This is a genomic window from Novosphingobium sp. (genome assembly GCF_020852455.1).
Classification (GTDB): Bacteria; Pseudomonadota; Alphaproteobacteria; order Sphingomonadales; family Sphingomonadaceae; genus Novosphingobium.
The window spans coordinates 161,870-176,105 of record NZ_JADZAT010000015.1 but is presented as its reverse complement, the minus strand read 5'-3'; the positions used below and the strand labels follow the sequence as shown (position 1 = coordinate 176,105).

The 14,236-nt window shown below is 64.6% G+C and carries 13 protein-coding genes and 1 tRNA gene; 6 read left to right on the top strand and 8 right to left on the bottom strand.

Features of this window, described 5'->3' with window-relative positions; translation table 11 throughout:
- Both IT549_RS08405 and IT549_RS08400 read right to left on the bottom strand, forming a co-directional pair.
- A complete protein-coding gene (locus IT549_RS08405) occupies nt 1-1,227 on the bottom strand; it encodes an acyl-CoA dehydrogenase family protein (protein ID WP_292971905.1) in 1,227 nt (408 codons plus the stop codon).
- Between the two features lie 15 nt (nt 1,228-1,242).
- Nucleotides 1,243-1,980, bottom strand: a complete 738-nt coding sequence (locus tag IT549_RS08400) for an SDR family oxidoreductase (protein WP_292971903.1) — start codon at nt 1,978-1,980, stop codon at nt 1,243-1,245.
- A gap of 101 nt (nt 1,981-2,081) precedes the next feature.
- On the opposite strand from IT549_RS08400, the gene IT549_RS08395 reads away from it, so the two are divergent.
- Genes IT549_RS08395 through IT549_RS08385 form a run of 3 tightly spaced genes read left to right on the top strand, consistent with a single transcriptional unit; the run spans nt 2,082 to nt 6,182 of the window.
- Nucleotides 2,082-3,122: an amidohydrolase family protein gene (locus IT549_RS08395; protein ID WP_292971900.1), complete on the top strand. Its 1,041-nt coding sequence runs from the start codon at nt 2,082-2,084 to the stop codon at nt 3,120-3,122.
- A 12-nt stretch (nt 3,123-3,134) separates the two neighbouring features.
- Entirely contained in the window at nt 3,135-5,027 is a 1,893-nt protein-coding gene (locus IT549_RS08390) for a DUF3604 domain-containing protein (RefSeq protein WP_292971897.1), read from the top strand.
- Between the two features lie 3 nt (nt 5,028-5,030).
- Nucleotides 5,031-6,182, top strand: coding sequence for an iron-containing alcohol dehydrogenase (locus IT549_RS08385; RefSeq protein WP_292971895.1), 1,152 nt, complete (start codon nt 5,031-5,033; stop codon nt 6,180-6,182).
- Here IT549_RS08385 and IT549_RS08380 read toward each other — a convergent pair.
- Both IT549_RS08380 and IT549_RS08375 read right to left on the bottom strand, forming a co-directional pair.
- The gene (locus IT549_RS08380) at nt 6,179-7,228 is read right to left on the bottom strand and encodes an AraC family transcriptional regulator (RefSeq protein WP_292972116.1); all 1,050 of its coding nucleotides are present in this window, start codon (nt 7,226-7,228) and stop codon (nt 6,179-6,181) included. The genes IT549_RS08385 and IT549_RS08380 overlap by 4 nt on opposite strands.
- Before the next feature lie 83 nt (nt 7,229-7,311).
- On the bottom strand, nt 7,312-7,854 hold the full coding sequence (locus IT549_RS08375) for an MOSC domain-containing protein (protein ID WP_292971893.1): 543 nt from the start codon (nt 7,852-7,854) through the stop codon (nt 7,312-7,314).
- Nucleotides 7,855-7,960: 106 nt separating this feature from the next.
- Between IT549_RS08375 and IT549_RS08370 the strand changes: the two genes are divergently transcribed.
- Nucleotides 7,961-8,941, top strand: coding sequence for a nitronate monooxygenase family protein (locus tag IT549_RS08370; protein ID WP_292971891.1), 981 nt, complete (start codon nt 7,961-7,963; stop codon nt 8,939-8,941).
- A 9-nt stretch (nt 8,942-8,950) separates the two neighbouring features.
- Here the strand turns inward: IT549_RS08370 and IT549_RS08365 are convergent, their stop codons facing one another.
- From IT549_RS08365 to IT549_RS08350, 4 genes are all read right to left on the bottom strand, one after another.
- Complete coding sequence (locus IT549_RS08365; protein WP_292971889.1) at nt 8,951-9,502, bottom strand: AHH domain-containing protein; 552 nt, start codon at nt 9,500-9,502, stop codon at nt 8,951-8,953.
- 44 nt (nt 9,503-9,546) lie between these two features.
- Nucleotides 9,547-10,212, bottom strand: a complete 666-nt coding sequence (locus IT549_RS08360; RefSeq protein WP_292971887.1) for a hypothetical protein — start codon at nt 10,210-10,212, stop codon at nt 9,547-9,549.
- Between the two features lie 211 nt (nt 10,213-10,423).
- Entirely contained in the window at nt 10,424-10,897 is a 474-nt protein-coding gene (locus IT549_RS08355; protein ID WP_365776537.1) for an NAD(P)H-dependent oxidoreductase, read from the bottom strand.
- A gap of 13 nt (nt 10,898-10,910) precedes the next feature.
- Entirely contained in the window at nt 10,911-12,110 is a 1,200-nt protein-coding gene (locus IT549_RS08350) for a hypothetical protein (RefSeq protein ID WP_292971885.1), read from the bottom strand.
- Between the two features lie 114 nt (nt 12,111-12,224).
- Between IT549_RS08350 and recJ the strand changes: the two genes are divergently transcribed.
- Entirely contained in the window at nt 12,225-14,009 is a 1,785-nt protein-coding gene (gene recJ, locus IT549_RS08345) for a single-stranded-DNA-specific exonuclease RecJ (RefSeq protein WP_292971883.1), read from the top strand.
- Nucleotides 14,010-14,087: 78 nt separating this feature from the next.
- Nucleotides 14,088-14,162, top strand: a tRNA-Glu gene (locus tag IT549_RS08340).
- Nucleotides 14,163-14,236 lie beyond the last annotated feature (74 nt).

The following is a 14,236-nucleotide window of genomic DNA, read 5'->3' as shown; positions in this document are numbered from 1 at the left end:
CTAACGCTCGTTCATCGCGACGTATTCCTTGATCTTCGACTTGCCGAGCTGGCTCATATGGACTTCGTCCGGGCCGTCGGCGATACGCACGAAGCGGTTCAGGGTGAAGAACCGGGCAATCGGCGTATCGTCCGAAACACCCATCCCGCCGTGGACCTGGATCGCCCGGTCGCACACGGTCTGCGCCATTTGCGGAGCAACAACCTTGATCGCGGCGATCAGGTCCTTGGCCACCTTGTTGCCATAGCGGTCCATTGCATCGGCTGCCTTCAGCGTCAGCAGCCGCGCCATTTCGACCTCGCAGAAGCTGCGCGCGATATCCTGACGGATGCTCGACTGGTCGGCCAGCTTCTTGCCGAAGGCGGTGCGGCTGTCGGCACGGCGGGCCATGATCTCCATCGCCCGCTGGGCCTGACCGATCGAACGCATGCAGTGATGGATCCGGCCCGGTCCAAGGCGGCCTTGCGCGATCTCGAACCCGCGCCCCTCACCCAGGATCAGGTTTTCCTTGGGCACCCGGACGTTGTCAAAGCGCAGTTCGCATTCGCCGCCCGGCGAATTGTGCGAACCGAAGACGGTGAGGTGGCGCACGATGGTGATGCCCGGTGTGTTCGGTTCAACCAGAATCTGCGAATGCTGGGCATGGCGCGGGGCGTTGAAATCGGTCTTGCCCATCACGATCCAGATATCGCAGCGCGGGTGCATCGCGTTTGAGATCCACCACTTGCGACCGTTGAGAACGTATTCGTCACCATCGGGGGTGATCGACAGCTCAAGATTGGTCGCATCGGACGAAGCGACCTGCGGCTCGGTCATCACATAGGCCGAGCGGATCGTGCCTTCGAGCAGCGGCTTGAGCCACTTTTCCTGCTGCTGCGGTGAGCCGTATTTGGCCAACACTTCCATGTTGCCGGTATCGGGGGCCGAACAGTTGAGCACCTGACTTGCCCAGGGCACGCGCCCCAGTAGTTCGGCGACCGGCGCATATTCAAGATTGGTCAGCCCGGGCGAGAACTCGCCATACTCGTGCGGCAGGAACAGGTTCCACAGCCCCTGCGCCCGCGCCTTGGCCTTGAGGTCTTCCATCCCCGGCCATTCCTGCCACAGCTTCGCAGGATCATTGACCCAATCGTGATAGGATTCCTCGTTGGGATAGATGTGCTCGTCCATAAACGCGCCGACCTTGGCCAGCAGGTCCTTCACCTTGTCGCTGTGTTCGAAATCCATTGTGATGCTATCCTTTCAGAGCGAGAGCCCGCCATCGACGATCACCGTGTGTCCGGTGACGTAGGATGCGAGCGGGGAGGCGAGGAAAATTGCGGTGCCGGCCATGTCTGCGGGTGTGCCCATGCGACCATCAGGGATGCGCGCCAGTGCGCCGGCCAGACGATCAGGATGCTGGGTGGTGACCTTGGTCAGTTTGGTATCAACCAGCCCAGGGGCCAGCCCGTTGACCCGGATCCCCATCGGCGCCCAGGCCTGGCCCAGCGTCTTGGTCAGGCTGATCGCCCCAGCCTTCGACGCGGCATAGGCCGGATTGCCGATATTGGCCTTCAGGCCCGAGATCGAGCTGACAATGATCACGCTGCCCCTGGCTGCGGCGAGCTGCTCACAGAACTTGCTTGCGCAGTGCATCAGGCTGTCGAGGTTGACCGCCATCACCCGGTCCCACCCGGCGCGTTCAAACTCGCCGCGCTTGTAAACCACAGTGCCCTGGCACAGTACCAGCACATCCAGGCCATCGAAGGGCATGGGCGCCGCCGCAATCGCATCGGGATCGCCGACATCGACGCAAGTATAGCCCAGCCCGGTCAGGTCAGACCCGTCCGCCGGATCGTAATCGCTGACGTTCGCGCGGGTTCCCCAAACATGCACAGCTGCGCCGCGCTCGCGAAAACCGTGGGCAATCCCGTTGCCGATCCCGCTCGATCCGCCCACCACCAGCACCCGCTTGCCGGAAAAATCGGTATCGCCCGCCATTGCCCTCTCCACATTTTTAATCGAGCGATTAATGTGCCTGCGAAGCCTGCTTGTCAAACGCCAAGGCGAGCATAAGCTGCGTGACAAAAGGAGAGGCGAAAATGAGCGAAGCGATCCTCGAACCCGATCTGCCCATCATCGATCCGCACCATCACCTGTGGGACCTGCGCCCGCTGCTCAGCGCATTCCCGGAACCGCGGCACCACTTCCTCGCGGCAATCGCGCTTTCGCCCTACTACACCTTCAACGAACTGCACGCCGACGTCACCAGCGGCCATAACGTGATCGGGACGGTGTTCATGGAATGCGGCGCATTCTATCGCGCCGGGGCCAGCGACGACATGAAGGTTGTGGGTGAAGTCGAATACGTCAACGGCGTCGCTGCGCAGAGCGCCTGCGGGCTCTATGGCGATGTCAGGATGTGCGATGCGATCATCGGCCATGCCGACCTGACCCTGGGCGGCAAGGCCGGCGATGTGCTTGATGCGCTCTCGGCCGCCAGCCCGCGCTTCAAGGGCATTCGCCATGCCGCAGCCTGGGATGCCGATCCCGATGTGCTTGGCCCCCCGTTCCATCACCCCGGCGGTCTCTACCTCGACGCCCGGTTCCGCGAAGGTTTCGCCGAACTGGGCAAGCGCGGACTGACTTTCGATGCCTGGCTGCTTGAACCGCAGCTTGACGATGTGTTGAGCCTGGCCCGGGCTTTCCCCGACCAGCCAATCTGCCTTGACCATTGCGGTACGCCGCTGGGCATGGGGCCTTATCACGGCAAGCTGCACGAACGCTTCGATCTGTGGCGTGAGAAGATCAAGGCGATCGGCCAGTGCCAGAACGTCTCGGTCAAGCTGGGCGGGCTGGCGATGTCGTTCGCCGGGATGCCCGATCATGGCCCCGCCGCCGGGCTTACGTCCGAAGTGCTGGCAGCGATGTGGAGGCCCTATATCGAAACCTGCATCGAGGCCTTCGGGCCCGAACGGGCAATGTTCGAAAGCAACTATCCGGTCGACAAGTGGGGCGCGAGCTATAGCGTGCTGTGGAATGCGTTCAAACGACTGACGCTGGGCGCTTCGGCGGATGAGAAGCGAGCGCTCTATGCCGGAACAGCCGCGCGGTTTTATGGGATGGAACATCTGCTCGGATAATTGGGGGTAAGGATGCGACTAGTTCATTCGGTTGCTTTAGGCGCCCTGGCGCTGGGCGTTGGTCTGACTCTGGCTGGCCAGCCTGACGCTCCGGTGCAGGCCGCTGCGGCGGTCCCTGCGGTGAAGCAGGATCCCTATCCCCAGAAGGTGCTGTGGGGTGACACCCACCTTCACACCGCCAATTCGTTCGACGCGTTTACCGCCGGGCTACGGCTGGGCCCCGAAGACGCCTTGCGCTTTGCCCGCGGCGAAGAGGTGACGACCGCCGGCGGGAAGGCCAAGCTGCATCGCCCGCTCGACTTCCTGACGATTGCGGATCACAGCGACGCGATCGGAGTTACGGCTGACCTCTACAACACGCCGGAAGACCAGATCGCCGATCCGACGCTCAAACGCTGGCGAGCGATGATGCACCAGGGCGGCGATGCCGCCTATGGCGCCTTTCGCGAGATGGTTACCGCAGCATCCAAAGGCACCCTTCCGCCCGATTTCGCCGATCCCAAGCGGATGCGTGAAACCGCCCGGCGGGTGTGGGATGGCCAGCTGGATGCGGTTGAGCGCTACAACGAACCGGGCAAGTTCACCGCGCTGATCGGCTTCGAATACTCGCTCCAGCCCAAGGGCAACACCCTGCACCGCAACGTCATTTTCCGCGATGGTGCAGACAAGGCCCGCAAGGTTCTGCCCTTCCCGTCTGACGGCAAGAAGGGCCCCGAGCCGCTGTGGGATTACATGGATGCCTATGCCAGGGCGACGGGCGGGCAGACCCTGGCGATCCCGCACAATTCCAATCTGTCGAACGGCATGGCCTTCTTGATGAGCGACTGGGACGGCGGGCAACTGACTGCGGAAATGAACCGCCGCCGTGCCGCGCATGAACCGCTGGCCGAAGTAACCCAGTACAAGGGCGATAGCGAAAGCCACCCGGCGCTGTCGCGCAACGATGAATTCGCCGATTTCGGCGACGCCGGCTGGGAAAATGGCAATGCCCCGCTGACCACGCTGAAGCAGCCCGGAATGTTCGGGGGCGAGTATCTTCGCGAAGTGCTGAAACGCGGGCTATTGCTTGAAGCGGAAACCGGGATCAATCCCTACATGCTGGGGCTGATCGGGTCTTCCGATAGCCACACCGCACTCGCTTCGACCGAAGAAGACAATTTCCACGGCAAGTTCAGCAACGAAGCCCCTGGGGCAGACCGGGGCAATGCGGTGGTCAATCCCGGGATCAAGGAAGGCCGGATCGGTTGGCAATACCAGTCGGGCGGGCTGGCCGCGGTCTGGGCCACGGCCAACACGCGCGAAGCAATCTTCGACGCGATGCAGCGGCGCGAGGTCTATGCGACAACCGGCCCGCGCATGACGGTGCGGGTCTTCGCCGGGTGGGATTTCTCGCCCCGCGATCTCAAGGGTGACTGGGTCCGCACCGGCTATGCCCGCGGTGTACCGATGGGCGGCGCAATGAAGCCCGGCAAGGGCGCCCCCAGCCTGCTGATCTCGGCGCTCAAGGATCCGATCGGCGCAAACCTGGATCGGGTGCAAGTGATCAAGGGCTGGGTCGATGCCCAGGGCGAACCGCACGAGCAGATCTATGACGTCGCCTGGTCCGCACCGGGCAGACGCAAGATCGTCGGTGGCAAACTGGCTCCGGTTGGCGATACCGTCAACCTTGCCACCGCCACCTATCGCAATTCGATCGGCGCTGCGGCGCTCAGCACCGTCTGGCGCGATCCTGATTTTCACGCCGATCAGCGCGCCTTCTATTATGTCCGGGTGCTCGAAATCCCGACCCCGCGCTGGGTGGCCTATGACATGGTCCGCTTTGGCACCAAACCACCAAAGGGTGCGCGGCTCAAGGATCAGGAGCGTGCCTATACCTCGCCGATCTGGTACCGGCCGCAAAGCTGAGCGATGGCCGCGATCAATCTGCCACGGGTGATCCGCATCGGCGGCGGGGTGCTGGCAGAGCTCCCGCAGGTTCTCGCGCAGGCCGGCCTGGCACGTCCGCTGGTGGTGACCGATAGCTGGATCGAAGGTTCCGGCCTGCTTCAGAGAGTGCTTGACCTGCTGGCCGGTGCCGGGATCGCCGCGCGGGCCTTTACCGGTGTGGTGCCTGATCCTACCGTGACTTCGATCGAAGCAGGCTGTGCGGTTCTGGCCGAAGGCGATCACGATTGCGTGATCGGGCTTGGCGGCGGCAGCCCGATCGACAGCGCCAAGATTATCGCCGTGAAGCGCGACCGCGCGGTGCGCGATCTCAAGGCCCCGCATCAGGAGAATGCACCAGGCTTGCCGATCCTGGCCATTCCCACCACCGCCGGGACTGGCAGCGAAGCGACGCGCTTTACCGTGATCACCGATGCCGAAACCGACGAGAAGATGCTCTGCGCCGGGCTGGCCTATCTGCCCCAAATCGCGCTGGTCGATTACGAGCTGACCCTGACCAAACCGGCGCGGCTTACCGCCGATACCGGGATCGACAGTCTGGTCCATGCGATCGAGGCCTATGTTTCGAAGCAGGCCAATCCCTTTGCGGATGCCATGGCGCTTTCGGCGATGCGGCTGATCTGGCCCAATCTGCCGCGCGCCTGCACCGATCCGGGTGACCGCCCGGCGCGTGAAGCCCTGATGCTGGGAGCCTTGCAGGGCGGGATCGCCTTTTCGAACAGCTCGGTCGCGCTGGTTCACGGGATGAGCCGGCCGATCGGCGCGCATTTTCACGTCAGCCACGGCCTGTCGAACGCGATGCTGATGCCGGTGGTCACCCAGTGGAGCGCACCCGCTGCATTGGGCCGGTATGCGGATTGCGCGCGGGCCATGGCCCTGGCCGATGAGGTGGAAAGCGATCAGTCAGCGGTTGGCCGGCTGGTTGAAGCGCTGCACCGGATCAACGCCGACCTGGCAGTGCCCAGCCCGCGCGATTACGGGATCGACCCGGCCCGGTGGGACAGCCTGCTGCCGCTGATGGCCGAACAGGCCCTTGCATCCGGTTCGCCCGCCAACAACCCGCGCGTGCCCGATACGGATGAGATTGTCGCGCTCTATCGGCAGGCCTGGGCCTAGCGCTTACGGCGATAGCTGCCCGGCGCCATCCCCTCCCGACGCTTGAACGCCCGGGAAAAGGCCGAGACATCTGAATAGCCCAGCAGATAGGCAATCTCCTTGAGCGAGGCCCGGCCCTGTTCAAGATACCCCTGCGCAAAGCGGTGTCGCAGCGCGGCGTGCAGCGCCTCAAACGTCTGCCCTTCGGCCCGTAGCGCTCGGTAAAGCCCCTGCCCGCTGTAGCCGAGCCCACGGGCTACGCTTTCAGCCGAGACGGTGCCGGTATGCAGCAATGGCACCAGCGCGCGTTCGACCTGGCCGCTGACCGTGCGGCTGGCGTCGAGCTGCGCCAGCAGGCGATCCGCGTCCGCGCAGAACAGGCCGAAGGCATAGCGCGGGTAAAGCGCGATCCGGTATTCCTGCCATTCCTGACTGACCCGCAGTGCGTTGCGGGCAGCACCGAAGCGAACCGGCACGCGCAGCGCCCGTTCAAGTTCAACCCCGGTGCCGCGATCCTGATGGGTGACTTCGGCCAGGCTGGCATAGGGCGTTTCGCCGAATTGGCGGGTACCCACGACCATTCGCACCAGCGTCGATTCGGTCAGTTCGGGGAATGGCGGCTCGTCGATCCGGCAATCGGTCAGCCACAGACCATCGGGTTCATGGCTCAGGATAAATCGATTGCCGCCGCGCACCGCCAGGTCAGTCACCAGCCGCCCGAAGCGGTTGAGCTGGTCAAGCGCATCGCGCATCGTTTCCGAAGCATAGCCGATCAGACCGACGATCGATAGGTCGGCGAAATTGGTCTGTTCAGCGAAATAGATTGCCAGCGCGGGATCCCCGCATTGCCGCGCCGCTTCGCGCAGCATTGCGGCATAACGATCGAGCGCAATCCGGCGGTTGGGATCGGGGTCGTTGATTCCTGCCATTCCGACCATGGCGAACAGACTCTCCCGATCGGCGCCGTGCGCAGCGGCGAATTCGATCAGTCCCAGAACCATCCCGGCCGCCACCGACTGGCGGATTGGTGCTGCCTCAGAGATAAAGGAATTGTCGGCCAAGGTCATTTTCACCAACTGTGTTATCGAGATAACACGCGCTCGGCAAGCGTCACTAAAGCTCGTTTCAAATTTCCCGGTAACGCCTTTGCCTAGACCGGCTCAAGCGGCTCATGCGCCAGCGGCATCGATTCCAGCTCGATCGCATCGCCCACCTGCACTTCCCCGCCGGTGATGACCACGGCCATGACCCCGGCCTTGCGGATCAGGCTGCCATCGGAGGCGGTGTCGAGCGTTGCCGCCATCAAGCCCCTAGCCAGCCCGTCGATCTGCTTGCACGGATTGCGCAGGCCGGTGATCTCGATCAGCGCGTCCGCTCCCAACCGCAGCCGCGTACCGCACGACAGGCCAAGCAGGTCGATCCCGCGCGTGGTCACGTTTTCACCCAACTGGGCTGGTGCAACTACAAAGCCTTTGCTGGCCAGTTCATCGAACAGTTCGGCCTGAATCAAGTGAACCTGCCGCAAGTTGGCCGCATTGGGGTTCTTGGCCACGCGCGAGCGGTGCTGAACAAGCTGGCCGGCGTGGGCATCGCCCTGCACGCCCCGCCCCGCGATCAGCACGATGCTATCGCACGGCAGCTTTGAAAAGCGATGTTCGCCATCGCAAGCGAGGCCGATGATCATGGGGTGCATGGGTTGCAGGCTATGGATCGCGCGCCGATACCGCAAGCCCCTCGACAGCGGTCAATCAGTCTCATAGGAAAACCTGTCACGTCATAAACAGGGATACCCAAGAGAGATGCCGCTGCCCGCCCCGTTCGATCGCCTGCGCCTGCCTGTCATCGCTTCGCCGCTGTTCATCATTTCTGTGCCCGACCTGGTCATCGCCCAGTGCAAGGCCGGGATCATCGGCAGCTTCCCGGCGCTCAACGCCCGGCCCTCGGGCGTGCTCGACGAATGGCTGCACCGGATTACCGAGGAACTGGCCGCGCACAACCGCGACAATCCCGATCGTCCCGCGGCGCCCTATGCCGTGAACCAGATCGTTCACAAATCGAACAACCGGCTGGAAGAAGACATGGAGGTCTGCGCCAAATGGCAGGTGCCGATGACCATCACCTCGCTGGGCGCGCGTGAGGATATCAACCAGGCGGTTCATGCCTGGGGCGGGATCGTGATGCACGATGTCATCAACGATCGCTTCGCCCGCAAGGCGATCGAAAAGGGGGCTGACGGCCTGATTCCCGTGGCGGCCGGTGCCGGCGGCCATGCAGGCGTGCTTTCACCCTTCGCTCTGATGCAGGAAATCCGCCAATGGTTTGACGGGCTGGTGGCGCTCTCGGGCTCGATCGCCTGCGGCCGCTCGATCCTGGCGGCACAGGCGATGGGGGCCGATTTCGCCTATATCGGCAGCCCCTGGATCGCAACCAAGGAAGCCAATGCCCAGCAGGGCTACAAGGACGCCATCGTGGCCGGCAAGGCCGACGATATCGTCTATTCGAACCTGTTCACCGGGGTCCACGGCAACTACCTGCGGCCCTCGATCGTGGCGGCCGGGCTTGATCCCGACAACCTGCCCCAAAGCGATCCCAGCAAGATGAATTTCGGTTCGGGCGGCAACACCGAAGCCAAGGCTTGGAAGGACATCTGGGGCTCGGGCCAGGGCATCGGCGCGGTTGACGCGGTTGACAGCGTGGCCGACCGGGTCAGCAAGCTGGAAGCCGAATATGACCAGGCCCGCACCGAACTGGCCGCCAAGGCCCGGATGGCGCTGGACTAGCGTCAGGACCTAAGGTTGTTGCTGATCGGTGGCCTGCCACAATGTGGCGGCCATCGCGTCAAGCTCGCTGAAGTCCAGCCCCTGCCCCAGAGGGTCGCGGCGGTTCAGCCGCAGCCGGCGTTGCTGGTCAAGCAACCGGCGGCGCAGTGCGCGCTGCAACAGCTCGAGCCGCTGGTAAGCCTCAACCAGGGCCACTTCGGGTGCGCGCAGGCGCATGGTTGACCAGCTTGCCTCGATCTGGCCGACGCGTTCGATCACCATCGTGTTGTAATCGCGGTGCGGGCCGCGATGCAGCGGAAGGCCGATCCTGACCGCCGCCGCGTCGTTGGCGGGCAGCAGCAGGCCGTTGCGGCGGAAGTCATCGAAATCGACCTGTTCGCGCCCCAGGGCACGCAGCAGCGGACCAAAGCAGGCGCGGGTCAGAACTTGGCGCGGCAGGATGTGATGACGCTGCAAGCCAGGCTCATACCCCGGGGTATCGCGCCGGTTGACCGAGCGGAAAGAAAGGCGGGTGCGGTGCGGGGCCAGCAGGTTGAACCCTGCACTGGTCAATCCGGCCAAACCGCACCCCCAAGGCTCACGCCACCAATCTCACAATCCCGCCTTCATCGCCGCAAGGTTACCCGCAATTGCCGCCCGCCGCCGATCGGCACGACGTCGATCGCTTCTCCTTCAGGACCGGTGAATTCGTGTGGACCGGCAAGCGGTTCAACCTCAATCAAGGCATGGATCAATCGAACCGCAATCCGCGCGGCGTCGGCCGGGGCCAGCTTGCGATCGGGGGCGAACAGCAGCTCCTGCCCGGTGATCAGATCCATCCCCACCGTTTCGATCGAGCCATCAGGGTTGCGCTGAAGCGAGGTCAGGCCCAGCGCCGGAAAGGGTCCGCCCGCCAGCCAGCCGGAAACGACCTTGCGAAAATAGCCTGCCGGCATCCAGCAGCGTGCCGGGTTCCAGGCGACCGCCACCACATCGGGCAGACCGGCCAAGGTTGCGCCGATCCCCGATAGCACCTTGAGCACCGGAATCATCCCGGCAGCTTCGGCTAGGTGCGGCCCGGGAGTCAGCGAAATCGCCTCCCCCTGCGGCTTGGCCTCAAGCCCCAGCAAAGCGTCATGGGCCGGCATCGGCTCGCCCGGGGCCGGGGCAAGTCCGCGGCAATCGAATGTCAGCCCGGCCGCCAGCAATTCCAGCCAACCGGCTTCAGGATCGGGCAAGTGGCTGGCAATGAATCGCGTCCCGATCGGTTCACCGTCTGCCAGCAACAGCATGGTCCCGCGATCCGGCCGCTTGCCTGCTGAAAATGCGAGCGTGAGGATCGCATCGCCTGCCGGCACGTTCAGGGCATCTGGTGATGCGATGACCGATCCCCCCGATCAATGGAATTTGCTTGCGGCGCTTTCTCTGGCACCTTTTCTGGGGAATAGTCGAGTCCTGCTCAAGCAAATAGTTCCAAATCGGACACGATTTGGCGCGCCACATTCAGAAGATACCCTGTTCAATCCCTTCGCCAAGTGCCGCCCCCAGATCACGGCATTGCTCCACTATTTGCGATGGCAGTGCCTTTTCTGCGGCGATCTGTGCGGGTGTCTGCGCGCCCAGCATGGCAATCAACGGATCGGCCACGCGGCGCAGGCGCCAGCCGGTGACGATCCGGTCCAACTGCGCCTGCGCGCCGCGACCGTCGCTGCCTGCGGCGATCATGCTGGCATAGGGCCGCCCTTCGATCAGGCCCAGCAGCGGGTAATAGCAGCGCTCGAACAGGTCCTTCATCGTCCCGCTCATGCTGCCAAGGTTTTCCGGGCAGGCGAACAGGTAACCGCCCGCCGCCAGCAGGTCGTCCGGTCCAGCTTTGATTGCCGGCAGGATCCGGGCCTTGCCCGCAGCGCCGACAAAGGCAGCTTCGGCCATCGCCCGGCTGGCGCCGGTGCGGCTGTGCCACAGGATCAGCAGCACCGGTCAGCGCGGTTCAGCAACCGCCCTTGATCACCCCGCCCAGAATCCCGCCAATGCCCTTCTTGCACTTCTTTTCCTGCTGCTGTTCGCCCGGCTGGCCCTGCATGCCGGCCATTCCGGGCATGTCCATCCAGCTGGTCATCGAACGATGCCGCACTCGCGCGGTCCAGACAAGGTTCCACGCGGCCTTGGGATCGGCGGGGCGCGGCGGATAGGAGAAATTCTCTTCCGGCCCGAACGCAGTCAGCATGCCCATTCGGAAGTCGGGCCCGGCCTTTCGCACTTCAACCGGGATCGTGCAGCTGGTGGTGGCCGGCGCCATCACCGTGCGATCCTTGACCAGCGCCGCGACCTGCCCGGGGCTGAGCCAGTCCGACAGGCCGCCGCCGAACTGCCGGCTGGCGCTGCTGGTCCACATCACCATATCACCCATCTGCCCGCCCGGCCCCTGCTTGCCGCCGAACATGAAGGCGAGATAGCCAGTGGCACCGGGAACCGAATTCCAGCTCAGCAAAGCCGAGCCGCTGGCGTTTTCAGCGTTGGTCGCGCGCAGCGGAGCCATGAAATCCTGCGTCAGGTTGAAGGCGATTTCGGGGGAGTAATTGCCCGCCACGCGGTGCGCGCCGATCAGCGAACTGTCCGGCTTGACGAATTTGTGGTCTTCGGCCGGCCAGCGCCCGAAGGTCTTGCTGTTGGTCAGGCTGGGGCCCCAGTCGCGGATGATCGTGCTGGTCCATAGCCCCGGCGGCATCTGGCCGGCTGCGATCTTGGACAGGTCGATTACAACCGGCTGCCCCTTGGGTGCACGTTCACCGCAGCCCCAGAAGATCAGGATTCGCCCGGTCGGCTTCTGCGGCAATTCGTCAGCCCCGCCCTTTTCCTGGACCGGGGTGGCCAGCGCGACTGATTTGCCCAGCTTGGCAACCGGAGGCATGAAGTGGTCGGCCTTGGGTCCGCCCTTGGCCGGAGCCTGGCTGGAACCCAGACGCAGATAGAGTTCCTTCTGCACGCGGTCTCCGCCGCCGCCGCCCAGCATGCCCAGCGCACCGCCCATGCCGCCGCCCATCGCCATCATCCCCGAGACCGTACCCGCACGCATATCATAGCGCGCTACCGGTCCACTGGTGGGTGCCCGCTGCGCCAGCAAGGGCCAGGCCGCCAGGGTCACCACCCCGGCCCCGGCAAGCACCGCCATTTTGCGATTGATAGCCATGATCGATCCCCTCTTTCCTGTTGCAACGCAGCCTAGTGGATTCGATCGGCAGATCATTGTCATTTATCGACATCAAATTTGCCGCAAAGTTCCTGGCGGGCTAACAGGCAGGCGATGAGCACCGCCCCGCAATCGATCCTTGGCCTTGACCGTTCGCTTTCGGGCCGCACCTGGCGCTGGCGGGGCGGCAACATGGACCTGGGCAACGGATCGAGCCTGGATCACGATGTCGTCACCCAACTGCTGCTTTCGCGCGGGGTGGCGCCCGATGATGTGGAGCGCCACCGCAACCCCACGCTGCGCAGCTTCCTGCCCGATCCGTCCGAATTCCGCGATATGGACGCCGCAGCCGAACGGCTGGCCCAGGCTGTGCTGACCAATGAGACGGTGACCGTCTATGGCGATTACGATGTCGATGGCGCGACCAGCGCCGCGCTGCTGATCCGCCTGCTGCGCGATCTGGGACACCAGGCGCGCTATTACATCCCCGACCGGCTGCTCGAGGGCTATGGCCCGTCGGGAGAGGCGCTGGTGCGGATCGCGGGCGAAGGGTCGAGCCTGATCGTCACCGTCGATTGCGGGGCCATGGCCCACCAGGCACTGGAGATGGCGCACGCAGCCGGGGTCGATGTGGTGGTAGTCGATCACCACAAATGCTCGGCCGAGCTCCCCCGCGCCACCGCTCTCGTCAACCCCAACCGGCTTGACGAGAGCGACCTTGCCGCCGCCCATGGTCATCTCGCCGCAGTCGGCGTGGCCTTTCTGCTGGGCATCGCCACGGTGCGCGTACTGCGCCAACGCGGCTTTTTCGAAACCCGGCGTGAGCCTGACCTGTTCGCGCTGCTTGATCTGGTGGCACTGGGCACGGTGGCCGATGTCGCTGCCTTGCACGGCCTCAACCGCGCCTTCGTGGCGCAGGGGCTGAAAGTCATGGCCAGGCGCGAGGGCGTGGGCATGTCGGCACTGATCGATGCCAGCCGCCTCAACCGTGCGCCCAGCTGCAGCGACCTGGGCTTTGCCCTGGGCCCGCGGATCAATGCCGGCGGGCGTGTGGGCGAAGCGACGCTGGGGGTGCGGCTGCTGACCACCGAAGATCCGGACGAGGCCCGCGCGATCGCCGCGCAGCTTTCGCAGCTCAACGAGGAACGCCGCGCGATCGAGGCGGCGGTCCAGGAAATGGCCGAGGCGCAGATCGACGCGCAGCACAACCGCGCGGTGCTGACCCTGGCCGGACCGGGCTGGCATCCCGGCGTGATCGGGATCGTCGCCGGACGGATCAAGGAAAAGACCGGCAAGCCGACGCTGGTCGTCGCGCTCGATGCCGATGAACAGGGCAACGGCAAAGGCTCAGGCCGCTCGATCGCCGGGGTTGACCTGGGCGCCGCGATCATCGCCGCGCGCGAGGCCGGGCTGCTGCTGGCCGGCGGCGGCCACGCCATGGCGGCCGGGCTGACCGTGGCGCCGGGCGGGATCGACCGGCTGGGTGATTGGCTTGACGAGAAGCTGAGCCGCACCGTCGGCGAGGCTATGACCGGGCAATCGCTGGCGCTCGACCTCGCGCTGGCCCCGGGCGGGCTGGTTCCCTCGCTGGTCGAAACGCTGGAAAGCGCCGGTCCCTATGGCATGGGCTGGCCGGGTCCGCGCCTGGCCGTAGGACCGGTGCGGATGGTCAAGGCCGATCTGGTCGGCACCGATCACGTCCGGCTGATCGTGCGCGGCGATGATGGCGCCAGTTTCAAGGCGATCGCTTTTCGGGCTGCCAGCACCGAAATGGGTCAGGCACTGCTGCGCGCCACCCACCACCGCCGGCTGTGGCTGGCGGGCCGCGCCAAGATCGACGATTGGGCCAGCCGCCCCCAGGCCGAACTGCATGTCGAAGACGCCGCTTTCGCCGATTGAAACATTCTTTCCCTAGCCCCTTGACCGTTCTGACGCGCGCCCTTAAAGGCGCACCCCTGCCCACCGCGCAGCCGGTGTGGCCCGTTCGTCCAGTGGTTAGGACGCGGCCCTTTCACGGCTGAAACACGGGTTCGAATCCCGTACGGGTCACCATCCAGCGCACGGTGGGCATTTTGATTCCTCCCGCAACGGTAACTCCACGCTGAAACATTTGGCAGGCAGCCTGC